The following is a 1,790-nucleotide window of genomic DNA, read 5'->3' as shown; positions in this document are numbered from 1 at the left end:
CCAGGCCGCGAGCGCGCCGACGCTCGACGAGCGCGTCCAGGTGGGCGTTGGCGGCGGCGTAGCCGGCCTGCCCTCCGCTGCCCCAGACGCCGGCGATGGAGGAGAACACCACGAACGCCGACAGGCCGCTGTCGCGGGTCAGTTCGTCCAGGTGGTCGGCGGCGTCCGCCTTGGCGCGCAGCACGGCGGCGAGCCGGTCGGGCGAGTACGAGGCGATCACGTCGTCGTCGAGGACACCGGCGCAGTGCACGACGGCGTCGACGGGGTGTGCGGCCAGCAGCCGCGCCACGGTGTCCCGGTCCCCCATGTCGCAGGCGGCGACGGTCACCCGCGCGCCCAGACCGACCAGTTCGCCCCGCAGGTCGTCCGCGCCGGGCGCGTCCGCACCCCGACGGCTGGTCAGCACCAGCTCCCGGGCACCGCGGGCGACGGCCCAGCGGGCGACGCGGGCCCCGAGAGCACCGGTGCCACCCGTGATCAGGACGCGCTCCGGAGCCGCCCACGCGCCGGTGGCGCCGGGGGCGGGAGCGGGCGTCAGACGGCGGGCGTACGCGTCGGTTCCGCGTACGGCGACCTGGTCCTCGTCGCCGGCGACGAGCACGGCGACGGTCCGCGCGAGGGTGCGTCGGTCCGGCCGGACGGGCAGGTCGAGCAGTCCGCCCCACACGTCGGGGTGTTCGAGCGCGGCGACTCGGCCCAGTCCCCATACGGCGGCCCGTCGTGGATCGACGGCGGCCTCGGTGCCGCCGCCCACGGCGACGGCACCGCTGGTCACGAGCCACAGCGGCGCGGCGACCGACGCGTCGCCGTATGCCTGCACGAGGGTGAGGGCGCTCTTCGCACCGGGCAGGCAGGACAGCACGCCGGCGATCGGCGCCCCGTCGGCGACGGCCGCGGCGAACACCTCGCCCAGGGCGGCGCGCCCGAGGTCGGTGCAGATCACGCGTTCGAGTCCCGGCAGGAACTCCTCGATGCCGGAGAGGACGGAGCCGCCGTCGGTGGCGGCGTCGGTTCCGGTGTCGGCCTGCAGCAGCAGCCACCGCCCGTCGGCCGTGCGGGTCTCGGCCGGTGCGAGCCGCTCCCAGCGGACCCGATAGCGCCAGGCGTCCGCGGTGGTCCGCTCCGCCTCGGCGCGCCGCCACGCGGACAACGCGGGCACGACGCTCTCCAGTTCGGTGCCGTCGAGGTCCAGCACGCCGGCCAGCTCCTCGGCGTCACCACGGTCCACGGCCTGCCAGAACGCGGCCTCCCCGGCCGTCGCCACGGGGGCCGTACCGGTACCCGTCCCCGTCACACCACGCCGTGGCTCGGGCCAGTACCAGGTGCGCTGGAAGGCGTAGGTGGGAAGCGGGAAGGCGGGCCGCACCGCGCCGAGCACCGCGTTCCAGCCGACCGGTACTCCGGCGGCGTGCAGTGCGGCCAGCGCGGCGGTCAGCGCGTCGGCCTCGGGCCGGTCCTTGCGCTGGACGGGTACGCAGAGCGCGTCGTCGACATCGCCGAGCACGGTCCGGGCGAGGGCGGTGAGAGTGCCGTCGGGGCCGATCTCCAGGAATCGGGTCACGCCCTCGGCCGCCAGGGCGCTCACTCCGTCGGCGAACCGGACCGCCTGACGGACATGCCGTACCCAGTACTCGGCCGACGCCAACTCCCCCTCGGCGGCGAGGCGTCCGGTCACGTTCGACACGACGGGGATGGCGGGTGTTCCGTAGGCGATCCCTTCCGCGACGGTACGGAAGGCGTCGAGCATCGGCTCCATCAGCGGGGAGTGGAAGGCGTGCGACACCCGCAGA

At 75.8% G+C, this 1,790-nt stretch carries 1 protein-coding gene; it reads right to left on the bottom strand.

Going from position 1 to position 1,790, the window contains the following annotated elements:
- Positions 1-1,790, bottom strand: a 1,790-nt coding sequence (locus tag AWZ10_RS50485) for an SDR family NAD(P)-dependent oxidoreductase (protein ID WP_159058376.1), incomplete at both ends; no start/stop codon positions are given.

The sequence above is a fragment of the Streptomyces europaeiscabiei genome (assembly GCF_001550375.1).
In the GTDB taxonomy this organism is placed as follows: domain Bacteria; phylum Actinomycetota; class Actinomycetes; order Streptomycetales; family Streptomycetaceae; genus Streptomyces; species Streptomyces europaeiscabiei.
Note: the sequence above shows the minus strand (reverse complement) of the source record. Positions and strands in the feature narration are given on the sequence as shown.